The following is a 16,885-nucleotide window of genomic DNA, read 5'->3' as shown; positions in this document are numbered from 1 at the left end:
TTTTGTTTAAAATACAATAAAAAAAATGCTAGTTCAAGGCATAAAAATAAACCACCTCGAAATTGAATCCACTCCTCCTTTAGAAGGAGGAGAGTTTTTATAAATTTGCTAAATAATATCTTTCTTTAAAATTTAAATGAAACTGTAAACCAAATTCTTCCATTCGAAGAAGGGAAGGTGAATTTAATTTCTATAAAAGGAATTAAAGGCGGAAGGGTTTACTTCACCAAAACACCTTTAACACTCATTAAAGGAACTGGTTGTAAAGCTTTTAAATTAATCGTATTCTTTCTAAACAAGTAGGTTTTATCAAACATGGTATTGCCTTCAAAAAAAGTAACTTTAAAAGTATTGTTTAAAGCGAACAAACCCTCTTGCATCAATTCTATTTTTGCGTAGCTCTTTTTTGGAAGTTTATCTAGTTTTTTTCTAAATACAGAAGTCATTTTATCTTCAGAATAGCCACTAGTAACAATAAGAATCATTTCTAAGTCAACGTCTTTATCGTTTATAATATAGGCATTCCAATCTTGCGTCTTGTAAATGTCGTTGTACTCATTTACAATAGCGATGTAAACGTCTTCAACTTTTGGAATTTGGATGTCTTTTTTCATTCACGCTTTTTTACAAAGCACTCTTAAACTGCTCTAAAAACCTAACATCGTTCTCACTCAATAAACGAATATCTCCAATTTGATGTAACAGCATCGCTATACGGTCTATACCAACTCCAAATGCAAACCCTGAATATTCAGTGGAGTCTATTTTACAGTTTTCTAAAACATTAGGGTCTACCATACCACAACCTCCAATTTCTAACCAACCTGTACCTTTCGTGATTTTGTAATCGGTTTCGGTTTCTAAGCCCCAATACACATCTATTTCTGCACTTGGTTCTGTAAATGGAAAGTACGACGGGCGTAGACGTATTTTAGATTTTCCAAACATTTCGGTTGTAAAATGCTGAAGTGTTTGTTTTAAATCAGCAAAACTCACATCTTTATCTATATACAAACCTTCCACCTGATGGAAAAAACAATGTGATCGTGCCGAAATGGCTTCATTTCTATATACTCTACCTGGTGAAATAGTACGTATTGGCGGTGCGTTATTTTCCATATAACGTACTTGCACAGAACTGGTGTGTGTACGCAACAAGATATCTGGATTTGTTTGAATAAAAAATGTATCCTGCATATCGCGTGCGGGATGATACTCTGGCAAGTTTAAGGCTGTAAAATTATGCCAATCATCTTCTATTTCTGGTCCTTCACTAACGTTAAAACCTATACGAGAAAAGATATCGATAATTTGATTTTTCACAATCGAAATAGGGTGGCGCGCACCAATTTGAATAGGTTCTCCTGGACGTGATAAATCCCCGTAAACACCTATGACTTCTTCTTTACTTTCTAGCTCTTCTTTTAAAGCGTTTACCTTATCTTCGGCTGTTTTTTTAAGTTTATTAATAGTTTGACCAAATTCCTTTTTCTGGTCGTTAGCTACATTTTTAAACTCAGCAAAAAAGTCATTTAGTAATCCTTTTTTACCTAAATATTTTATACGGAATGCTTCTACTTCTTCTTTAGATTGTGTTTTAAAGGTTTCAGCTTCAGCAATGAGTTCTTTTATTTTATCTATCATGGCGTCATTTCAAAAATGAATGCAAATTTAATCAATTTATCGGGATTTGCGTTAAGGATTGCAATGGCATCCTTTTTACTTTTTTGTAAAAAGATATAGTGAAAAGCCTGACCTTTTGTTTTTCTCAAAAAGTAACGTCCAAAAACTAATTAATGTATTCGGTTTCTAAAAAATAGTTAACGATGGCTTCTTTCATTAAAACACTTTGCTCACCTGCTTTTAAATGGGGAAGGGCTTCTAGCGTTTTATAGTGTGGCCACCCATCATTATCTACAAAATCCAGCTCATAATACCCATATGGTATAAGCAATTTACAGATAGCAATGTGCATGAGGTCTAACTTCTGATCTTTTTTAAAGCTTCTATCTAGTTGCCCCAATTCTTGCACTCCAATTAAATAAATAATGGCATCGAGGTCTAAAGCCTCACCATCAGCAAATTGATCGGATAGTTTTTTTACTACCAACTGCCAGCGTTCTTTTAATTGTTCGTCTCTAGACATAATAAATTCAAAGTTACAAAGTTAATAAACCTAAGTGGGACTATTATTTTATCTTTGTTTAAATTCTAAATAAAAAATTTCTTGAAACCGATCATCCCCGAGGCAAGCCATAGGGGTATTTGGCAAGTTTTATTTTGATTTTTAGGTCAAAAATCGAAATTTTGTATTTAACCTCATCCAGAATTGCCAAAAAAGGCAATTCTGACCTCTCTAAAGGAGAGGTGAATAGAAAACCCCGACACCAAGGTTCGGATAATTTTTAGATTAACTATGGGTATTATAGACATTGTTTTAGGAGCTTTAATTTTATTCGGTCTTATTCGTGGTTTTATGAAAGGCCTCTTTGTTGAAGTCGCCTCTTTAGTTGCTTTAATTGCTGGTGTTTATGGAGCGATACATTTTAGCAATTTTGCTGGTGATTTTTTAGAAAGCAAAGTAGACTGGAATGCGAACACTATTAATATTGTTGCTTTTGCTATAACCTTTGTAATAATTGTTTTAACTATTGCGTTAGCTGGAAAAGCGTTGACCAAATTAGCAAATTTCGCTGCCCTTGGCATTATAAATAAGCTTCTTGGAGGTCTCTTTGGAGCTCTTAAAATTGCATTGATCTTAAGTGTGATTTTAATTATTTTTGATAAAATGAATAGTGCTATCCCATTTGCTGATGAAGAAGATTTAGAAGCCTCTGCATTCTACAAACCAGTAAAATCTTTAGTACCAATGATTCTTCCAAATGTTTTAAATGAAGGTGATGTAGATGATGATACTACCGAGGATGAAGCATAAATCTATTTAATGGTATTATCGTTAAGTATTTTATTTAATCCCATTTGAAACAAAGTGCCTTTTACTAAATCTTGTATTTCCTTTATCTCTGTATAACTCATTGCGAAAGTTATTTGTGGATTTGGGGTTTCGACCAATAAAGATCTACAAGCTTTATACTCCATACAGTTTCTACATGAGCAGTTACTATTTAAAGACCGGTCTATATTTTTAGAGAATTCCACTAATTCATTAAGTGTTAGTAACAAGCCTGTATCTCTAAAAACTAATTGAATCTTCTTAAAATCCTTAACGGTACATCTTTTCCAATGAAAAGCTATTCCGAAATTATTGTAATAAATGGTATTTATATCTTCCATGATAAAATAATGTTGTTAAACAGGGTGAGCATTAATTTAAAAACTAGTTAATAATCGCTCTATTTTATAACTTTTTAGCCTCTATGTTTTTCTCCCAAATATTTCCAACCGTCAAAATGTTAAAATTAATAATGGTTGAAATCCTAATCATCTCATTTTTAGCGACTTGTTTTTAGTAATTAAAAAAAGTTAAAAAAATATTTATTCTTATTTAGACTAAATTAAAATAACTTATATATTTGCGACAAATTTAATTAAGAATGATTCTAAATAAAAAACATTTCTGTATTTATTTTTCTCTTTTTTTTGTGAGTTATTCATTTTCTCAAGAAACTAAAACTGTTATAAAGGACTCTACAAAAACAGAACATTTAGATGACGTTATAGTTACAGCAACACGAACCATAAGGCAGTTATCATCCTTACCTCTTCCAGCTCAAATCATCTCTAAAGAAGCAATAAAGCAATCCAATTCTATTCGTTTAAACGATATTTTGAATGAACAAACAGGATTAATTACTGTTCCAGATTTTGGAGGTGGGGAGGGTATACAACTGCAAGGTTTAGATTCTCAATACACATTAATTCTTATAGATGGTGTACCTCTTGTTGGACGGTCTGCCGGTACTTTAGACCTTAATAGAGTTACAGTTGGTAACATCAAACAAATTGAAATTGTTAAAGGTGCTTCTTCAAGCCTTTACGGAAGTGACGCTTTAGGGGGTGTTATAAATATTATTACCGAAACCATTAAAAACGGTTTCAAAGGGCATGTGAATTATAGGTTAGGGTCCTTTGGCAATCATGATTTAAGTTCAACGATTCATTATAAAAAGCAAAAATTAGGCGTTAGCATTTTTTTTAACAGATATCATAGTGATGGTTACGATTTAGACAAGAGTGATGATCTAAATACTGTTAATCCTTTTGGCAATTACACGTTAAATACGAAGATTACTTATGACTTTTCTGAGTCTACTGAGCTTTTTATTTCAGGCAAATATTATAATCAAAATCAAGATTATATAGCTTCCACCGAATTGAAAGGGGAAAGTGATATAAATGAATGGAACACTCATTTAAAATTAAGTCATACTTACAATAAAAAATGGCGTAGTTATTTTGAATTTTATGCCACACGATATAAAGCAAAAGATTATTTAGACCATGCCGACGGTACACGATTTAGTGATAGTTACTACAACCAATTATTAATTCGTCCTGAAATTCGAGCAACCTATAATCCAAATGATAAAGACGCTTTTATCGGGGGCTTAGGCTTTAATCATGAATCATTAGACAGAACCTATTTTTCCTTAAAACCAGTATTTAACTCTCCTTACGTCTATCTTCAGTATGATGCTACACCTAGTGAAAAACTTAATATTATTTTAGGCCTTCGTTTTGATAACCATAACAAATACAAATCTCAATTTAGCCCAAAAGCGGCTATTCGCTACGAGCTAAATGATAAACTGACTTTAAAGAGTGCTATTGGTTATGGTTTTAAAGCCCCAGATTTTAGACAATTATATTTCGACTTTTCAAATACAACCGTTGGTTATACTATTTTAGGGTATAATGCGGTTACAACAGCACTACCTGCATTACAATCTCAAGGGCAAATAGCAAATGTTACGGTTCCTATTTCCGAGTTTGAAGGCACACTAAATCCGGAAAATTCTATTAGTATTAATCTAGGAATTGATTACGGTTTATCTTCTAATTTAAAATTTGGTTTAAATTTTTTCAGAAATAACATTAACGACCTTATCGATACTAGGGTTATAGCCAATAAAACTAATGGTCAAAATGTATTTAGTTACTACAACGTCAATAAAGTATATACACAAGGTTTAGAGTTTAATTCTACTTGGCGGCCTTTAGATCAGCTTAAAATATCAGGAGGTTACCAGCTTCTATTTGCTAAAGATACGGATGCAGAAAAAGCCTTTGAAAATGGAAGTGTTTTTGCCAGAGAGCATCCAAGCACACCGACTTTTCAACTAAAAAAAAATGATTATTTCGGGTTGTACAATAGATCCAGGCACATGGCCAACTTAAAGGTCTTTTATAAAATTCCTGAGTGGCATTTAGACACCAATATTAGAGCAACTTATCGAAGCAAATATGGGATATCTGATACTAATGGAAACACCTATTTAGATAGGTATGATGATTTTGTTAATGGGTACTCTATTATTGATTTTGCTATAAATAAAACCTTTTATAAAAACTATGGATTAAGTTTTGGAATTGATAACCTATTCGACTTTAAGGACACACAAAATATCAGCAATATAGCTGGCCGCATTATATATGGAAAACTTAACATTCAATTTTAATACAAATACTATGAAAACAATCAAATTCTTAACATTAGTAACATTATTTATGGGACTCACTTCTTGTAGTAGTGACGATTCTACTCCTGTATTAGGAGTAACCTCCAAAACCATTTCAAATTTACATGCACCTCAATCTGGAGGACAAGGACAAGGTCCTATTTCTGGTTCATTTACAAAATTTAATTTTGCAACAGGAAAAACAACTACAAGTGATACGGATTGGGATATTGCTTTTAGGGGCACTTCAATTATTGTAAACGGTGGGGCGTCTTTAGGTACAACAGATGAGCCAAATAGAACAGGGCAAGCCGCTGCTTATATTGCAAATGGAACCATGGCATCTATTACGGATGTTGACAGCTCATTATTTGTACAAGATTCTAATACAGGTTATGCCATTACTACTGGAAATGGAAATGGATGGTATACCTATGCGGGACCACCAACACATTTAATTACTCCTATTCCCGGAAAAATATTAGTATTTAAAACAAGAGATGGAAAATATGCTAAGGTTGAAATTTTAAGCTATTATGAAAATGCCCCCGCGAACCCTGATATTACTATCCATGCAACCCCTTATTATACATTTAATTATGTTTATCAACCAAATACCAATGTCACTACATTTTAATTGATAAAGATTCCTTGTATGCTTGACTTATATCATTCCTACCTTAAAATTACTCACTAAAATTCGCTCTTTTTCGCTTATGCTTCAAAACAAAAATTAACCGTAGCTAAGGCTATGCTCGCTTTTTGTTTTTTGCCTAAATAAAAAATAACTGTATTTTATTTGAGTAATTTTAAAGCAAAAATGATATTGGTTTTAGAATGATTCGTTTTAAAATCCTTTATTTATGAGTAAATATATTTAATAAAAAATGCCGCTTAAAGCGGCGTTTTTTATTAATCTAAATGATACATCCTAACTTATTCATGCAAGTTTATTTTAATCCAATTCATACATTCGTCAAAGCGCTCAAATATATGATCTCTCGGAATAAAGTCTGGTATAATATCAATTCGTTCCATCATATATTTTGGTTGTCTTAATAAGCCCACAAATAGCACTTCTATGTCTTTTTTACTTAATTCTTGTAACATATCTTCCATAGCATATAGTCCAGATTGATCCATATATTGCATACGTCCTAATCTTATAACTACAGTTTTTGCAGTATCGGGAATTTGGGCTGTAAGTTGCTGAAAATCACTTGTCGATCCAAAAAACAAAGGTCCTTTAAGGTGCTTTATAAAGACCTCTTCTTTTAAACTATCTGGGAAACCTACTTCATCTGCCCAAGCTTCTTCTTTAAGTGTCTTCACATCCGAGCGCTCAGCTGTAAGATCTCCAATTTTTTTCATAAATGATAATGAGGCGATCACAAGCCCAATCCCTACAGCATAAATTAAATCCCAAAAAGTCGATAAAATAAGTACGACAAGCATAATTAAAACTTCTGAGCTTAATTTAAATGGCCCTACATTAACATCTCTTGGTAAACTTGGAATGGCCTTTAAACCTTTATAATCCATAACACCAATCCCAACGGTTATTAAAATACCTGCTAAAACAGCAGCTGGAATTTTCGATGCTACACCACTAAGACCCAATAATATTACCAATAATAACACGCCTGCTATCATACCTGATAATTTGGTTTTCCCTCCTGAATTAATATTTACAACTGTACGAATGGTAGCTCCGGCTCCAGGAATACCTCCAAAGAGTGCCGCTACACTATTACCAATGCCTTGACCTACCAATTCTTTATTGGGTTTATGCTTTGTTTTTGTCATATTATCTGCCACCACACTGGTTAACAAAGAATCAATGGCACCTAAAAGGGCTAAGGTAAGAGCCGTGAAAAAATAAGGTGTAATTGAACCCAATTGGAACCCAGTAAAAATATCCAATCGTAATTGAGGTAATCCATCAGGTATTGTTTCAATAGGTCTATAATCTAACCCAAAACCAACTGCAATACCAGACATAACTATTAAAGCGACTAAAGTACTTGGAACTGCTTTTGTTATCCGTTTAAACCCGTAAATAATAATAATGGTTCCTAATGCCAATATTAATTCTAACCAACTAATATTTCTTAAGGCTCTTGGCAACACCTTTAATGCTCCTACAGTCCCCGACGCGTCTTTGGCTGCTAAGGTCTGCGATTCTTTTAAAATCTGATCTTGAGAAATATGCTCTGCTCGATCAATAGTTTCTTTGAAATCTTCAAGCACCAATATTCCTTCTCCTGCTTCCTCTTTCAAAATATTATCAAGAATTACCTCTTCGGCTTGTGGCTTGAACTGATTTACAAATTCTGTATCTTCTTTAGGATAGTATCCTAAAGAAGGTAAAATTTGAGTTATTAAAATAATAACTCCAATAGCCGTCATAAAACCAGATACTACTGGGTAAGGAATATATCTTATATATTTTCCTAAGCCTAAAACCCCAAGGCCAACTTGCATAAGACCTGCCAACAAAAACACCAGAAGTATAGCAGGTAAAGCTTTATTTACATCACCATCATTAACAGCAATAATACCCGCAATTACTACCATACTCACAGCAGTCATTGGTGCTGTTGGTCCTGATATTTGAGTATTAGTACCACCGAAAAGGGCAGCAAAAAAGCTAATAAAAATGGCTCCATATAGTCCAGCACTTGGTCCTAAACCTGACGATACACCAAAGGCCAACGCTAATGGTAATGCTACGATTCCTGCGGTAATGCCACCAAAGGCATCTCCTTTAATATTTGAAAATAGATTCTTCATATTATCTCTTTTATAGGTTACTAATTTAACTCAAAACTCATGAAGCAAAATACATCGCTGTTTTTTACTTCTAATACTTAAAAGGTGACAAATGTGATAATATTAAATTGGTCTCTACTACTGGTTTCAAAAAATTGATTCATGTAACCAGCCTCGAGCCTTATATTTTTATTAATATTATAACCAATGCCTCCATAAACCCTATTTCTATCGAAAATAGAGGTTTTAGTGTTTAAAAATATTTCATTGTATGCGGAAAAATAATATTTACTACTTTGGTTTTCTTTATTGCATAAAGGGATATTTAGCCCTAAAAAATAACGAAAACGCAATTTAAAATCGTCTTCAACAAAACGTTGCTCAAACCGATAACGGTGATTCAACTTTACACTTCCTATATTTTGCTTGGAGGTAAATTGCTGAAAAATTCTATGTTCATTAATAGATACTTTATCATCAGTATTTCCTATATAATTTTCAGAAAGTATATACCCATAACCTAACAACACATTATTCTTACCTTCATTAAATGTATAGCCTAAACCTGTTCTTAGAAGTAGTTGTTCAAGATCTCCAATAGCATTATAATTTCTGTATTGAACCTCATTGTGTATATTCCACTTCTGATCAAGTTTTTTATTACCGATATATATTAACCAATTACCAAAATTACTGTCTTGACTTTGCATAAGTATGGGTAGCATTAATGCCATGATTAATGCTACCATACTTACTTTTCTTTTCATATTATTGCTGTACATCTTCAAGCCTATTACTCATAGAAGGATACAACTCCTGAATGAATATCGTACATAGCTCCAACAATCATAATCTCGCCATTATTCTGCATGTCTGCTAAAACATCACTTTCTTTCATAATTCTTTCAATAGTTAACTCGACATTTTTCTTTGAAACATTATCCACAAACTCTAAATTTTTAGAATTTCTTAAACTTGAATCTGTAGGTTCTGAAACGGCATTTACTGCTGGTGTAATTTTTTCAATAAGCTTCGTTAAATTACCCATTTTAGCATTGTCACAAGCTCCTTTTACAGCACCACAGCTAGTATGACCTAATACAACTATGATTTTGGTTCCAGCCAATTTACAAGCAAATTCCATACTTCCTAAAATATCTTCATTTACAAAGTTCCCAGCTATTCTTGCGCTAAAAATATCGCCTATACCTTGATCAAAAATTAATTCGGAAGACACTCTGGAATCTATACAACTTAAAATAGTTGCAAATGGAAATTGCCCACTGCTTGTATCGTTTACCTGTTCTAGTAAATTTCTATCTGCTTTTTTGTTATTTAGAAACCTTTGATTTCCTTCTTTCAAATATTTTAGTGCGCTCTGAGGCGTTATTGCTGCTTGTGTTTCTTTTGTATGTGCTTTCATTTCTTTATTGCTTTTTAATTACTAAATTATGCTGATTTGGGTCTTAATTTAAAAAATTCAATATAACTAGGTGGATTTTCAACGGTTCCACGTTCTGAAACTAACTTAATAGTAATATGTCTTTCTTTCGCTTTAAAAGCGAAATCATCAAGAATTTCAATAATATCGTTATCTAAGTATCTCGTTTTTCTAACATCTAATTCTAAAAGTGAATTTTCTGGAATTCTATCCAATTCTTTTAAAATAGCGCCTTTATTAAAGAAAGTTACTTCCTCGGCTAATGTCATTTTTACCTTTCCATCATCAACATCTTCTCCCTCTTTATGTAAAAAGTGCGAGTTTTGATAACTTTTTATCAAAATAACTACAATCCCTACAATTAAACCTAAAGCCAGACCGCTTAAAAGATCTATGAATACAATACCCAAAACAGTCATCGTGAATGGAATAGACTGTTTCCACCCTAAATCATACATGCTTTTAAATAGTTTAGGTTTTGCTAACTTATAGCCAACAATTAATAGTATCGCAGCCAAAACAGATAACGGAATCATATTCAACAACTTAGGAATTAAAATCACAGAAATTATTAATAAAAATCCATGAATAATTGCCGACATTCTTGACAAACCTCCAGATTGAATATTTGCCGAACTACGAACAATTACTTGCGTTATTGGCAAACCTCCAATCATTCCTGATATAATGTTACCAACCCCTTGAGCTAATAACTCTCTATTTGTAGGTGTAACATTTTTGTTTGGATCTAACTTATCGGTAGCCTCTACGCATAGTAAAGTTTCTAAACTGGCTACTAAAGCAATTGTAAATGCAACAATCCAAACATCTGGGTTTGTAATAGCTCCAAAATTTGGAAAACTAAATTGTCCGAAAAAGGATGAAGCATCTTCGGGAACAGGAACGCTCACCAAATGTGACGGTGATATTGCCAAAAGATCACTTGATTGTGTTGCAACATAGTAAATAACCCCAACAACAACAGCCACAAGAGGTCCTTGTATTAATTGAAATATTTTACCTTTTTTAGATAGTACTTTATCCCAAAGTAATAAAATGGCTAATCCAATTATACCAACTAAAGTAGATCCTAATTTTATATGGTTAATGGTATTTATTAATTCTGAAAAAGTTCCTTTACTGTCTACTTTAAAGAAAAACAAGTCTCCTTCTGGATTGGCATCATAGCCAAAAAAATGTGGTATTTGTTTTAGGATAATAATAATTCCAATACCAGTTAGCATGCCTTTAATTACAGAAGATGGGAAATAGTACCCAATAATACCTGCTTTTAAAACGCCAAAGAGTAATTGAATAATACCTCCTAATACGACAGCTACTAAAAAGTTTTCAAAACTTCCTAAAGTAGTTATCGCAGCTAAAACAATAGCTGCTAATCCTGCAGCTGGTCCACTAACTCCAATTTTTGAGCCACTTAAAGCTCCAACAATAGTACCTCCAATAATACCAGCAATTAGCCCTGAGAATAATGGGGCTCCACTTGCTAATGCAATACCTAGACATAATGGTAATGCAACAAAAAATACGACTATACTCGCTGGTAAGTCATTCTTAATAGTTTTAAACATAATTATAATTACAAATATATTTTTACTCCTTGACAAAAATCAAAGAGTGATTAATTCGATAATGTGAGAGACGGCTTTAAAAAGCCTACAAACCTAAATTATTATATGTGTAAGTCTGGTGGAGGAGAAATAATGTTTAAATGAGGCTTAGAGTAGTTTTTGAAGTAATAGCGTAAATTATTTTTTATTTTTTTTGAAGCTAGATCAACTTCATTTTCGTTGAACTCAAAAAATAAAACTTCTGTATTTTTATCTTTTTTATTGCCCTTTTTTTCTTCTTCTTCAGATGAATCAAAAAGGAAAGAAACATCAACAGAATCGTCTACAAGGCTAACAATAGTCGGTGTTGTTAAAAGCAACATAAAAAATATTGATAAGCATATAGAAACTATATTTCTAGACATTCCGTTAAAAAATTAATGAAAAGCAAAGATATGCTATTTTTTTGTTAAAGAAACATTAAATATTATTCAACAATTTAATATCTTCTGAACTTACCCACCCCATTTTACCATCGGAAAGTTTAATTTTTTTCCAATCGTTATATGATTCCAATACTTGTACTTTAGTACCTTCATGCAACCTAAAGGATTCTTCACTTCTGGAGTTAGGATCACTTTTTACTTTGCTTTCTTGTACAAACACGATAGCCGGGTTATCTTTTCTATCTAAATTGTACTTATGAAATGCAAATGCAAGTGATAGACACAATAAAGCTAATGATATTAAACTCCCCATAAATGTTAAGCGTTTACTCCATGTTGAATAAGCGAAATAATAAATGAGAAATAAAACAACAAAACAAAACACCAAACCTATGGCTGTTCTTGCCCAATTATCAAAACTCATGGCATTGGTAATATTTTTTAAGAGTTTTGATAATCCAGCTTCAGGAATAACATCTATAGCATCAATGGTCATGTTTTGAGCAAATGACAAATTGTTCTTAATATCTTCATCATTAGGAGCCAATTGTAATGCCTTTTCATAAAAATAGACGCTTGGTGCGATATTGTTTAATTTATAATGGGCATTTGCCAAATTAAAATACAAATCGGCCGAATGGTTTTCTGTATCTAAAATAGCGTTATAATTATCTATCGCTTCCGCATATTTACCTTCATTATACAATGCATTGGCTTTTCCAAATAATGTTTGGTTTTGAGAAAAAGCGGTTAAGCTTAACAAAAACGATACGATGTAAAAAACTTTTTTCATGTTAACGTGCTTGTTTATCTATTAAAGAAATTGTTTTTGCCGCCTTATCATAATCTTCTTGCATAGTCACAATATCTATTGGTGTATATCTTGCCAATTCACAATTTTCTACAATAGCAATAAAATCTTTTATTGCTCCATCATCTACTTGTTTTTCTTTTAGTAAACTATTGATCTTATCTTTACTTAAATCGTTCGTTTCTATATGTAATCTTGCTTTTAAATAGTTATGTAATGCTTTTTCTAAAGCTATATAAAAAGCTTCTTTTTTACCAAGTGATTTTTTAGCATTACTTAAATATTTCTTTGCCAGTTTATCTGCTTTTCTAATTCTATTTCCATATACATCAGCATCTCTACTTGCTTTTTTCTTGCGGACAATGATCGCTAAAGGAATTGCTAAAAAGGGCAATAACAATAAGTTCCAAAACAAATTTGTTTTAAAGAAATAAGTTGATTTAGTACTAATAAAATTGGTCTTAGTTTTAATAAAAGCAAATTGATCGTTATTTAAAACAACACGTTGTTTAGCATTATTTGTAGTATTCCCATCCGAAGTTCCACTGGCATTATTTGTAGGTCCATTTAAAACATCAATAACAATTTCGTCGGACGATAACCGTTTATAACTTTCTGTTTTTAAATCGAAATATGAAAAAGAAATACTAGGTATTGGATATTTACCTTTGTATTGTGGCACAACAGTATAACTATCTGAAATATGCCCTCTCATTCCTGATAGATTTGTTTTTACTTCTTCTTTATGCTCTGGCTCATAAACTTCTAAAGAACTTGGTAATGAAATTTTTGGTAGTTTAAAAAGTTTTAAATTCCCATTACCTCTAACCCCTACTTTTATTTGAAATGATTCAGAGGCATCTAATTCTTTTTTAGAAGTTACGACATCAAGCTTGAAATCGCCAACAGCTCCTGCAAAATCTACTGGTTTACCTGCCTCCGGCAAAGGTTTAACTTGAATTTTTTTATTTCCCGCAGACACCGTTTTATTAACACGTGTCATTAATAGGCTTCCAAAAATATCTCGCCTATTAGAAGGCACCCGCAAAGCGATATCTAAACTTAATGGCTCAATATTTAGTTTACCTGTTTTTTGAGGATACAATACTGCTTTTCGCAAAATCAAAAAACGATAATCTTTACCATTATAAGTACCATTTTGAACCTTTTGCCCGTGCGTATTTATGTTCTGACTCCAAAAGTCATTATATCTTGGACTATCAATCTCATTCCAATTATCAACTGCAATGGAAGGTGATACATAGAGTTTATAAACCACTGTAATGGCCTCGTTTAAATACGGGTTCGTTTTTGAAACTTCTGCTACTAAATGAATATTCTCCGAAGCAATATAACTGGCATCATTTGGGTCTTTTGGCTTGTCTACAGCCGCAGTAACTTGAATTTTTAAGGGTAATGTCTTATAAGTTTCGCCTTTAATAGTAATGGTGGCTTGTTTAATCGTGAAATTACCACGCTTTTTTGGTGCTAAAAAATAACTATAGGTCTTCTTATAAGTTCTCACACCATTAACCCAAGAATTGCTTACAGATTGATTTGGACCGCCTACGACTGTAAAATTTGAAAAATTTGGAGGATCAAAGTTATCTCCATCTTTATTCATTTCAAAATCGATACGTAAACGTTCATTAATGCCTAGCTTTTGTTTACTTGCTTTTGCTTCAAATTTAACCTGTGCAGAAATAATACTCGTTGTAAGTATTAATAATAATATTGATATGTGTTTAATAAGTTTCATAATGATTAACGAACAACGATTAGCGATTTTTGATATTTGAATTATTGCTTTTCGATGTTTTAATACTAGTAACGAAAATAGATATTAATTGGTTGTTTTCGTCTAAAGCCTTGTTCATTTTAATTTGATTTCCTTTAAATAAGTTAGCTTTATTTATTATTCTTAAACAATTATATGATTCTCTAAGTTCTTTTAAACATATTCCCATTTTATGAACAAAATCTTTATGCGATTCAGCACTTCTAGCTTCCCCATAATTGAGAGCTGGAGAACCTGAAGATCTTATTAATTGATTTCCATAATAATTACCCGCATAATTATTTTTTACATCTTCTATTATATTAATTATAAAAACTGTAAAATCAATGATTCTTTCTTCTAGGTCATTTGTTTTCATTAATGCTTATTCTTAATTCAAAACTCATTAATCGTTAATCAAATTTCTTCAGTTTTACCAGTCTTTTTCAGTTTTTACTTTTGCACCTTTTTCTTTTACTGCATTCATTTTTTCCTGAACCTTTTGTTCTTGATTATTCATGGCCTCCAGTAAATTCTTTATTTGCTGTGGTGACATTTGTCCAGGTTGTGGTTTAGGCTTTTGCTGTTCTTTCTTCTTATCATCTTCTCCTTTACCTTTATCTTCTTTTTCATCTTTAGGCTTTCCTTTATCATCTTTTTCATCCTCTCCTTCTTTTTTCTCCTGATCACCTTTGTCCTTTTCGTCCTCTTTGTCGTCGCCTTCTTTATCCTTTTTGTCTTCGTTCTCTTTCTTATCTTGATCTTCCTTATTCTCGTCCTTGTTTTTATCGTCTTTATTTTCGTCTTCCTGATCCTTTTGTTCTTCTGCACAAACCTTTGCTAAACCCAAATTGTAGCGCGTTTCATCATCTGTAGGATCATTTCTTAAAGCATTTTTAAAAGCTTCAACAGCTTCTTTGCATTTTTTATTCTGCATTAAAATATTGCCGATGTTATGATACGCCTTATGCTTTTCTGCTTTTGAAGTGGTTGCTTTTGCTGCCTGCTCATGACGATAAAGCGCTTCTTCAAAATTGCCTTTTTTATAATAGGCATTTCCTAAATTGTAAATCCCAGCCACCGTATTAGGTTGCTTAGAAATGGCTTGTCTATAAGCCATTTCTCCAGAAACAAAATCGTCTTCATTTATTAAACTATTTGCTTCAAAAACATAGTTATTAGCTTTTTTAAGCGCTAACCTTTGCTCCTTATCTTCTTGAGCAAAAGATATGGAAACCATGCATGTTAATAGAATTAATACTAAATGTCTCATTTTTTTATTTCTAAGATATAAAACCTTATTTTTTTGTTCGTTAAAAAATTTATAAAAGTTTAAATCTAATCGTTATACTTTCACTTTAACAGACATTAAAGGTTTTCATTAAATAAATTCAACTTTTTTAACCAAGCTGTTTTACGCTCCAATAGGAAAACGTCTAAAAGCAAAAAGAAAATCCCAAAGCCTAAAAACCATTGAAATTGATCTTTAAAATCGGCAAACTGTTTGGCTTCAAATTCTGTTTTATCCATGCTATTTAAAATTTCACGAATATTCTCTACGACATCATTAGTGTTTTTTCCATTTATATAAGCACCGTTGGCCTCCTCTGCAATAGCAATTAGAGTTTCTTCGTTTAAGCGCGTTATAACAGTTTCTCCTTGATTATCCTTTTTGTAATTTAAGACAATCCCATTTCTTTTTTCTGGGATGGGTCCTCCTTTTACATCACCCACACCTATAGTAAATATTCGAATACCTTCTTCATTAGCTTCCTCTGCTATAGCAGCTGCTTCTTCACTATGGTCTTCTCCATCCGAAATAATAACTAATACACGGTTGGTTTGTTCTTCATCATCAAAATAGGTTTTTGCCAATTTTATAGCTTCGTTTATAGCAGTTCCTTGCGATGACAACATATCCGTATTCATACTTTGCAAAAACATTTTAGCCGAAGCATAATCTGTTGTTATGGGTAATTGCGGAAATGCTTTTCCAGCGTATGCTATAATTCCTATACGATCACTCGCCAAATTATTGATAATTTGAGTAACGAGTTGTTTCGACTTTTCTAATCTATTTGGAGCAATATCTTCTGCCAACATACTTTTAGATACATCGACAGCAAAAACAATATCAACTCCTTCTCGTTTAACAGTTTCTAATTTTGTACCTATTTTTGGATTTACTAAGGCTATTGCTAAACAAGCGAAAGCTAAGCTTAAAACACCTATTTTTAAAATAGATTTAAATACAGATGTATTTGGGCTTAATTTTTTAAGCGATTTCTTATCGGCAAATTTACTTTGTGCTTTATATCTCCAAAATTGAAGCACCAAAAAGAACAGGATTATTACTGGAATAATACCTAAAGCCCAAAACCATATTTTCTCTTCTAATTGATACATTGTTGTTTATTTGTTTTAGCCCCTA

General features: G+C 32.2%; 17 protein-coding genes. 3 read left to right on the top strand and 14 right to left on the bottom strand.

Annotated elements, in window-relative coordinates:
• Positions 1-218: 218 nt before the first annotated feature.
• The 3 genes from Q4Q47_RS09645 to Q4Q47_RS09635 all read right to left on the bottom strand — a co-directional run bounded on the left by Q4Q47_RS09645 (position 219) and on the right by Q4Q47_RS09635 (position 2,146).
• Positions 219-614 (bottom strand): hypothetical protein, encoded by a 396-nt coding sequence (locus Q4Q47_RS09645; protein ID WP_303306447.1) that lies wholly within the window; start codon positions 612-614, stop codon positions 219-221.
• 10 nt (positions 615-624) lie between these two features.
• Positions 625-1,644, bottom strand: coding sequence for a phenylalanine--tRNA ligase subunit alpha (gene pheS, locus Q4Q47_RS09640; protein ID WP_303306446.1), 1,020 nt, complete (start codon positions 1,642-1,644; stop codon positions 625-627).
• Between the two features lie 145 nt (positions 1,645-1,789).
• Positions 1,790-2,146: a hypothetical protein gene (locus tag Q4Q47_RS09635; RefSeq protein WP_303306445.1), complete on the bottom strand. Its 357-nt coding sequence runs from the start codon at positions 2,144-2,146 to the stop codon at positions 1,790-1,792.
• Between the two features lie 270 nt (positions 2,147-2,416).
• Here Q4Q47_RS09635 and Q4Q47_RS09630 point away from each other — a divergent pair, with 270 nt between their 5' ends.
• Positions 2,417-2,935, top strand: coding sequence for a CvpA family protein (locus tag Q4Q47_RS09630; protein WP_303306444.1), 519 nt, complete (start codon positions 2,417-2,419; stop codon positions 2,933-2,935).
• A 2-nt stretch (positions 2,936-2,937) separates the two neighbouring features.
• On the opposite strand, the gene Q4Q47_RS09625 is transcribed toward Q4Q47_RS09630, so the two are convergent.
• Positions 2,938-3,294 carry a hypothetical protein gene (locus Q4Q47_RS09625; protein WP_303306443.1) on the bottom strand — a complete coding sequence of 119 codons (357 nt, stop codon included), beginning with the start codon at positions 3,292-3,294 and terminating at the stop codon, positions 2,938-2,940.
• A gap of 260 nt (positions 3,295-3,554) precedes the next feature.
• Between Q4Q47_RS09625 and Q4Q47_RS09620 the strand changes: the two genes are divergently transcribed.
• On the top strand, positions 3,555-5,639 hold the full coding sequence (locus Q4Q47_RS09620) for a TonB-dependent receptor plug domain-containing protein (RefSeq protein WP_303306442.1): 2,085 nt from the start codon (positions 3,555-3,557) through the stop codon (positions 5,637-5,639).
• Positions 5,640-5,649: 10 nt separating this feature from the next.
• Positions 5,650-6,276, top strand: coding sequence for an HmuY family protein (locus Q4Q47_RS09615; protein WP_303306441.1), 627 nt, complete (start codon positions 5,650-5,652; stop codon positions 6,274-6,276).
• Between the two features lie 299 nt (positions 6,277-6,575).
• Here Q4Q47_RS09615 and Q4Q47_RS09610 read toward each other — a convergent pair whose 3' ends face one another.
• The 10 genes from Q4Q47_RS09610 to Q4Q47_RS09565 form a co-directional block, all read right to left on the bottom strand.
• Positions 6,576-8,432, bottom strand: coding sequence for a SulP family inorganic anion transporter (locus Q4Q47_RS09610; RefSeq protein ID WP_303306440.1), 1,857 nt, complete (start codon positions 8,430-8,432; stop codon positions 6,576-6,578).
• A 77-nt stretch (positions 8,433-8,509) separates the two neighbouring features.
• Positions 8,510-9,178, bottom strand: coding sequence for a DUF2490 domain-containing protein (locus Q4Q47_RS09605; RefSeq protein ID WP_303306439.1), 669 nt, complete (start codon positions 9,176-9,178; stop codon positions 8,510-8,512).
• Positions 9,179-9,204: 26 nt separating this feature from the next.
• Positions 9,205-9,834: a carbonic anhydrase family protein gene (locus Q4Q47_RS09600; RefSeq protein ID WP_303306438.1), complete on the bottom strand. Its 630-nt coding sequence runs from the start codon at positions 9,832-9,834 to the stop codon at positions 9,205-9,207.
• 26 nt (positions 9,835-9,860) lie between these two features.
• On the bottom strand, positions 9,861-11,441 hold the full coding sequence (locus Q4Q47_RS09595; RefSeq protein ID WP_303306437.1) for a SulP family inorganic anion transporter: 1,581 nt from the start codon (positions 11,439-11,441) through the stop codon (positions 9,861-9,863).
• 101 nt (positions 11,442-11,542) lie between these two features.
• Entirely contained in the window at positions 11,543-11,845 is a 303-nt protein-coding gene (locus Q4Q47_RS09590; protein WP_303306436.1) for a hypothetical protein, read from the bottom strand.
• A gap of 55 nt (positions 11,846-11,900) precedes the next feature.
• Positions 11,901-12,659 (bottom strand): SH3 domain-containing protein, encoded by a 759-nt coding sequence (locus Q4Q47_RS09585; protein ID WP_303306435.1) that lies wholly within the window; start codon positions 12,657-12,659, stop codon positions 11,901-11,903.
• 1 nt (position 12,660) lies between these two features.
• Positions 12,661-14,436, bottom strand: a complete 1,776-nt coding sequence (locus Q4Q47_RS09580) for a BatD family protein (RefSeq protein ID WP_303306434.1) — start codon at positions 14,434-14,436, stop codon at positions 12,661-12,663.
• Positions 14,437-14,455: 19 nt separating this feature from the next.
• Positions 14,456-14,833: a four helix bundle protein gene (locus Q4Q47_RS09575; protein ID WP_303306433.1), complete on the bottom strand. Its 378-nt coding sequence runs from the start codon at positions 14,831-14,833 to the stop codon at positions 14,456-14,458.
• A 54-nt stretch (positions 14,834-14,887) separates the two neighbouring features.
• Positions 14,888-15,727, bottom strand: coding sequence for a tetratricopeptide repeat protein (locus tag Q4Q47_RS09570; protein ID WP_303306432.1), 840 nt, complete (start codon positions 15,725-15,727; stop codon positions 14,888-14,890).
• Between the two features lie 95 nt (positions 15,728-15,822).
• Positions 15,823-16,860 (bottom strand): vWA domain-containing protein, encoded by a 1,038-nt coding sequence (locus tag Q4Q47_RS09565; protein ID WP_303306430.1) that lies wholly within the window; start codon positions 16,858-16,860, stop codon positions 15,823-15,825.
• Between the last annotated feature and the right edge of the window lie 25 nt (positions 16,861-16,885).

The sequence above is a fragment of the Flavivirga spongiicola genome (assembly GCF_030540825.1).
GTDB classification, from domain to species: Bacteria; Bacteroidota; Bacteroidia; order Flavobacteriales; family Flavobacteriaceae; genus Flavivirga; species Flavivirga spongiicola.
The sequence above is the reverse complement of the archived record's forward strand: the minus strand, read 5'-3'. Positions and strand labels throughout refer to the sequence as shown.

Bases quoted from the DNA above. Each gene is read 5' to 3' on its own strand.
- Q4Q47_RS09645 (WP_303306447.1), bottom strand. From the start codon at position 614: ATGAAAAAAGACATCCAAATTCCAAAAGTTGAAGACGTTTACATCGCT.
- pheS (WP_303306446.1), bottom strand. From the start codon at position 1,644: ATGATAGATAAAATAAAAGAACTCATTGCTGAAGCTGAAACCTTTAAA.
- Q4Q47_RS09635 (WP_303306445.1), bottom strand. From the start codon at position 2,146: ATGTCTAGAGACGAACAATTAAAAGAACGCTGGCAGTTGGTAGTAAAA.
- Q4Q47_RS09630 (WP_303306444.1), top strand. From the start codon at position 2,417: ATGGGTATTATAGACATTGTTTTAGGAGCTTTAATTTTATTCGGTCTT.
- Q4Q47_RS09625 (WP_303306443.1), bottom strand. From the start codon at position 3,294: ATGGAAGATATAAATACCATTTATTACAATAATTTCGGAATAGCTTTT.
- Q4Q47_RS09620 (WP_303306442.1), top strand. From the start codon at position 3,555: ATGATTCTAAATAAAAAACATTTCTGTATTTATTTTTCTCTTTTTTTT.
- Q4Q47_RS09615 (WP_303306441.1), top strand. From the start codon at position 5,650: ATGAAAACAATCAAATTCTTAACATTAGTAACATTATTTATGGGACTC.
- Q4Q47_RS09610 (WP_303306440.1), bottom strand. From the start codon at position 8,432: ATGAAGAATCTATTTTCAAATATTAAAGGAGATGCCTTTGGTGGCATT.
- Q4Q47_RS09605 (WP_303306439.1), bottom strand. From the start codon at position 9,178: ATGAAAAGAAAAGTAAGTATGGTAGCATTAATCATGGCATTAATGCTA.
- Q4Q47_RS09600 (WP_303306438.1), bottom strand. From the start codon at position 9,834: ATGAAAGCACATACAAAAGAAACACAAGCAGCAATAACGCCTCAGAGC.
- Q4Q47_RS09595 (WP_303306437.1), bottom strand. From the start codon at position 11,441: ATGTTTAAAACTATTAAGAATGACTTACCAGCGAGTATAGTCGTATTT.
- Q4Q47_RS09590 (WP_303306436.1), bottom strand. From the start codon at position 11,845: ATGTCTAGAAATATAGTTTCTATATGCTTATCAATATTTTTTATGTTG.
- Q4Q47_RS09585 (WP_303306435.1), bottom strand. From the start codon at position 12,659: ATGAAAAAAGTTTTTTACATCGTATCGTTTTTGTTAAGCTTAACCGCT.
- Q4Q47_RS09580 (WP_303306434.1), bottom strand. From the start codon at position 14,436: ATGAAACTTATTAAACACATATCAATATTATTATTAATACTTACAACG.
- Q4Q47_RS09575 (WP_303306433.1), bottom strand. From the start codon at position 14,833: ATGAAAACAAATGACCTAGAAGAAAGAATCATTGATTTTACAGTTTTT.
- Q4Q47_RS09570 (WP_303306432.1), bottom strand. From the start codon at position 15,727: ATGAGACATTTAGTATTAATTCTATTAACATGCATGGTTTCCATATCT.
- Q4Q47_RS09565 (WP_303306430.1), bottom strand. From the start codon at position 16,860: ATGTATCAATTAGAAGAGAAAATATGGTTTTGGGCTTTAGGTATTATT.